The organism is Phytobacter sp. V69 (genome assembly GCF_965644215.1).
Classification (GTDB): domain Bacteria; phylum Pseudomonadota; class Gammaproteobacteria; order Enterobacterales; family Enterobacteriaceae; genus Phytobacter.
On sequence record NZ_CBFFRL010000298.1, the window covers coordinates 1 to 3,821 of the forward strand.

General features: G+C 49.8%; 3 protein-coding genes and 6 tRNA genes. 3 read left to right on the forward strand and 6 right to left on the reverse strand.

Translation table 11 applies throughout. The annotated features are described in order from the left end of the window. Positions 1–387: 387 nt before the first annotated feature. The 4 genes from ACSZPU_RS23955 to ACSZPU_RS23970 all read right to left on the reverse strand — a co-directional run bounded on the left by ACSZPU_RS23955 (position 388) and on the right by ACSZPU_RS23970 (position 924). Positions 388–463: transfer RNA gene (locus ACSZPU_RS23955), tRNA-Lys, on the reverse strand. Positions 464–467: 4 nt separating this feature from the next. Then, positions 468–543 (reverse strand) — tRNA-Val (locus tag ACSZPU_RS23960). Positions 544–603: 60 nt separating this feature from the next. Continuing rightward, a tRNA-Val gene (locus ACSZPU_RS23965) sits at positions 604–679 on the reverse strand. 169 nt (positions 680–848) lie between these two features. Then, a tRNA-Val gene (locus ACSZPU_RS23970) sits at positions 849–924 on the reverse strand. A gap of 258 nt (positions 925–1,182) precedes the next feature. Between ACSZPU_RS23970 and gltX the strand changes: the two genes are divergently transcribed. Next, positions 1,183–2,598 carry a glutamate--tRNA ligase gene (gene gltX, locus ACSZPU_RS23975; RefSeq protein WP_499004029.1) on the forward strand — a complete coding sequence of 472 codons (1,416 nt, stop codon included), beginning with the start codon at positions 1,183–1,185 and terminating at the stop codon, positions 2,596–2,598. 45 nt (positions 2,599–2,643) lie between these two features. Here gltX and ACSZPU_RS23980 read toward each other — a convergent pair whose 3' ends face one another. Both ACSZPU_RS23980 and ACSZPU_RS23985 read right to left on the reverse strand, forming a co-directional pair. Then, on the reverse strand, positions 2,644–3,039 hold the full coding sequence (locus tag ACSZPU_RS23980; protein WP_499004031.1) for a YfeC-like transcriptional regulator: 396 nt from the start codon (positions 3,037–3,039) through the stop codon (positions 2,644–2,646). A gap of 1 nt (position 3,040) precedes the next feature. Beyond that, on the reverse strand, positions 3,041–3,403 hold the full coding sequence (locus ACSZPU_RS23985) for a YfeC-like transcriptional regulator (RefSeq protein ID WP_499004033.1): 363 nt from the start codon (positions 3,401–3,403) through the stop codon (positions 3,041–3,043). Between the two features lie 220 nt (positions 3,404–3,623). On the opposite strand from ACSZPU_RS23985, the gene ACSZPU_RS23990 reads away from it, so the two are divergent. Together ACSZPU_RS23990 and ACSZPU_RS23995 are read left to right on the forward strand one after the other, a co-directional pair. Beyond that, positions 3,624–3,699: transfer RNA gene (locus ACSZPU_RS23990), tRNA-Ala, on the forward strand. A gap of 40 nt (positions 3,700–3,739) precedes the next feature. Next, positions 3,740–3,815: transfer RNA gene (locus ACSZPU_RS23995), tRNA-Ala, on the forward strand. The last annotated feature ends 6 nt before the right edge of the window (positions 3,816–3,821 follow it).

Below are 3,821 nucleotides of genomic sequence, written 5' to 3' on the forward strand. Positions count from 1 at the left end.
GTCATGATAATAGGGCCTTCTGATTAGAAGGCCCTATTATCAATGATTTTTATCCTCGTGACGACACTATCTAGCGCGGATCTGTGACGCGTTCAGAACATCATATCTACACATTAAGGATAAATTATGGATAAAAGTTACCAGGCCTGCCTGTGTGTAACTTTCTGGTTTTATTGTTTTTATTGTATGAGATAAGTTAGTTTGTTCGACTGGTTTTTATTTATTTATATGGTGTTTTTGACTGATTGATGTGTCGATAATTTGATGGAAATTTTGTTATTGGTGACCAATTATGGAGAGAAAAGGCAAAGAAAGAGAGAAGTATTGAGGTTCGAATCTTCTATATCGCAGATAGCAAAAAAGCGCCTTTAGGGCGCTTTTTTACATTGGTGGGTCGTGCAGGATTCGAACCTGCGACCAATTGATTAAAAGTCAACTGCTCTACCAACTGAGCTAACGACCCGAAGTGGTGGGTGATGACGGGATCGAACCGCCGACCCCCTCCTTGTAAGGGAGGTGCTCTCCCAGCTGAGCTAATCACCCACTTCGGTACTTCATTGTATTGCAAACTACTTTTAGCAAGAAATCCAGCTGGCGAGAAAGTGGTGGGTGATGACGGGATCGAACCGCCGACCCCCTCCTTGTAAGGGAGGTGCTCTCCCAGCTGAGCTAATCACCCACTTCTCAATTTCTTGCTTTAATCCTTCATCTTTCACGTCGTATGCTGCGTTGGCTTCCTTCATTCACTCCAGTCACTTAGTTAACTAAGCTCAGGGTATTCATTCAGTTGCCGCCTTGCTACAACGCGAAATCTATCGGATCACACGGCGGAGACTACATAAAGTAGTTGGTGGGTGATGACGGGATCGAACCGCCGACCCCCTCCTTGTAAGGGAGGTGCTCTCCCAGCTGAGCTAATCACCCCCGCTGTGTGGAGTCGCATTATAGGGAGAGTTGAAAATGAGTCAACGCATTTTCAAAAGAAATTGTTCGTTCGTCGTAAAATTAGACAAACCGCTGTGTAATCGAGCGTGGGCGCATGATTTCTATACAAAATACATATAGAAGCTCGCGATTGTGGCAACAACATTGAGGAATCACCCAACAGTGATAGAATATTGCGACCTCCATTTTCCAGGATTTGCCGGTTGTCGGCATTTTTATCAAACGTAAGGCCTTTTCATGAAAATCAAAACTCGCTTCGCGCCAAGCCCGACCGGCTATCTGCACGTCGGCGGTGCGCGTACTGCTCTTTACTCCTGGCTGTTTGCACGTAACCACGATGGTGAGTTCGTGCTGCGTATTGAAGACACCGATCTCGAGCGCTCAACGCCGGAAGCTATTGAAGCCATCATGGATGGCATGAACTGGCTGAATCTGGAATGGGACGAAGGTCCGTATTTCCAGACCAAACGTTTTGACCGCTACAACGCTGTTATCGATGAAATGCTGCTCGCGGGCACTGCTTATAAATGCTATTGCTCGAAAGAGCGCCTGGAAGCCCTGCGTGAAGAGCAGATGGCTAATAATGAAAAACCGCGTTACGACGGCCGCTGCCGCCACGATCATAGCGAACATGCTGCTGATGAGCCTTGCGTGGTGCGTTTTGCTAACCCGCAGGACGGTTCCGTTATTTTTGACGACCAGATTCGCGGGCCGATCGAGTTCAGCAACCAGGAGCTCGACGATCTGATCATTCGCCGTACGGATGGATCGCCAACCTATAACTTCTGTGTCGTTGTCGATGACTGGGATATGCAGATCACTCATGTTATCCGTGGTGAAGACCATATCAACAACACGCCGCGTCAGATCAACATTCTCAAAGCGCTGAACGCGCCGGTGCCGGTATACGCGCATGTTTCCATGATTAACGGTGATGACGGTAAAAAACTGTCCAAACGTCATGGCGCAGTGAGCGTAATGCAGTATCGTGACGACGGTTATCTGCCGGAAGCACTGCTGAACTACCTGGTGCGCCTGGGCTGGTCCAGCGGCGATCAGGAGATTTTCTCCTGTGAAGAGATGATCAAGCTGTTTTCTCTGGGTGCGGTGAGCAAATCTGCAAGCGCGTTCAACACGGAAAAACTCCAGTGGCTGAACCATCACTACATCAACACGCTGGCGCCGGATTATGTGGCGACCCACCTGCAGTGGCATATTGAGCAGGAAAATATCGATACCCGTACTGGTCCGCAGCTGGCGGATCTGGTGAAGCTGCTGGGCGAGCGTTGCAAAACGCTGAAAGAAATGGCGGCGAGCTGCCGTTACTTCTATGAAGATTTCGCCGAGTTTGATGCGGATGCCGCGAAAAAACATCTGCGCCCGGTTGCGCGTCAGCCGCTGGAAGTGGTGCGCGATAAACTGGCTGCGCTGACTGACTGGACTGCGGAAAATGTGCATCACGCAATTCAGGCCACGGCTGATGAGCTGGAAGTGGGCATGGGCAAAGTAGGCATGCCGCTGCGCGTTGCGGTAACCGGAGCAGGGCAGTCACCTGGTCTGGATGTTACCGTGCATGCGATTGGCAAAACCCGCAGCATTGAGCGTATCAACAAAGCGCTGGCTTTTATTACTGAACGCGAAAGCCAGCAGTAAGACAATGCATAAAACTGAAAACGGCAGGGATTCCCTGCCGTTTTTTTACTCTGTTTCTATCGCCGTAATTCCCAGCCTGCGCAGAAAACCCTGTATTCCTTCACGCGCCAGCAGTACAACCAAACGTTCTTGTTCGTGCAGCGTCATATTTTGCAGCATGCCGTTAATTTTCAGCAGTGCCGCAGTCTGTTTCTCTGCTTCGTACAGCGGAAAAGGTTCAGCCAGCGCGGTCGGAGCGTGGTGTTGACGCATGGTCGGCGTTTTCATAATGAAATGACGAACATTCTTATCGATATGGATAAGACGCGCACGACCACCTTTAACACCGGGCAGATTCTCCGTCGACCATTGTTGTTCGCGGATCCAGCGATTCACCGTCTGTTTTGCCACGCCGAGAAAATTCGCTAATTCCTCAGTCGTCATTTTATCAGGTAGTTTCATTTTATTTCTGTTCACGAATACCAAGACGAGACAGCAAACCGGTGATGCCATCGCGAAGTAATAATGAAGAAAGCTGTTTCTGCTCTGAAACGGTCATTTCTTTGGCCAGCGTCAGAAGGAGTGTTTCCAGAGTTGGGTCTTTGGCCGTTACGGTAGGGAAGGTTATTTCCTGGGCGGTGCGTTGGGCGTTGCGGATAAAATCACGGACTTGCTCATTAACATGTACCAGGCGGGCTTTGCCACCTTGTACTCCGGGTTTAGGTGAGGTGACCCAGCCTTCTTTGCGCACCCATTTGTTGATGGTCTGGCGGCTGTAACCGGTAAGCTGCGCGAGCTCCTCCGGGGTCATTCGTTCCTTGAGCATGTCATTTCCAGAGTGGTTGTAGGGGTAATTAGTGATTGATGTTATAGCATCATTTTATGTGAAAATGTGACTTGTTTAACTACTGGCTGCGAGATGTTTCGCAATGTCTTTCATTTGCCTGCTTTTTCAGCGATTGATTGCGACCTGATAATTTTGCCGTTGACACCTGGCGAGGGAATTCATATTATGCCGCCCGTCAACACGACACGCTTTACGCGATGGGGCTATAGCTCAGCTGGGAGAGCGCTTGCATGGCATGCAAGAGGTCAGCGGTTCGATCCCGCTTAGCTCCACCAAATCCTCCACCCAGGTGGTTTGGTGCGTAAAGAACACTGTGGGGCTATAGCTCAGCTGGGAGAGCGCTTGCATGGCATGCAAGAGGTCAGCGGTTCGATCCCGCTTAGCTCCACCAAAACCT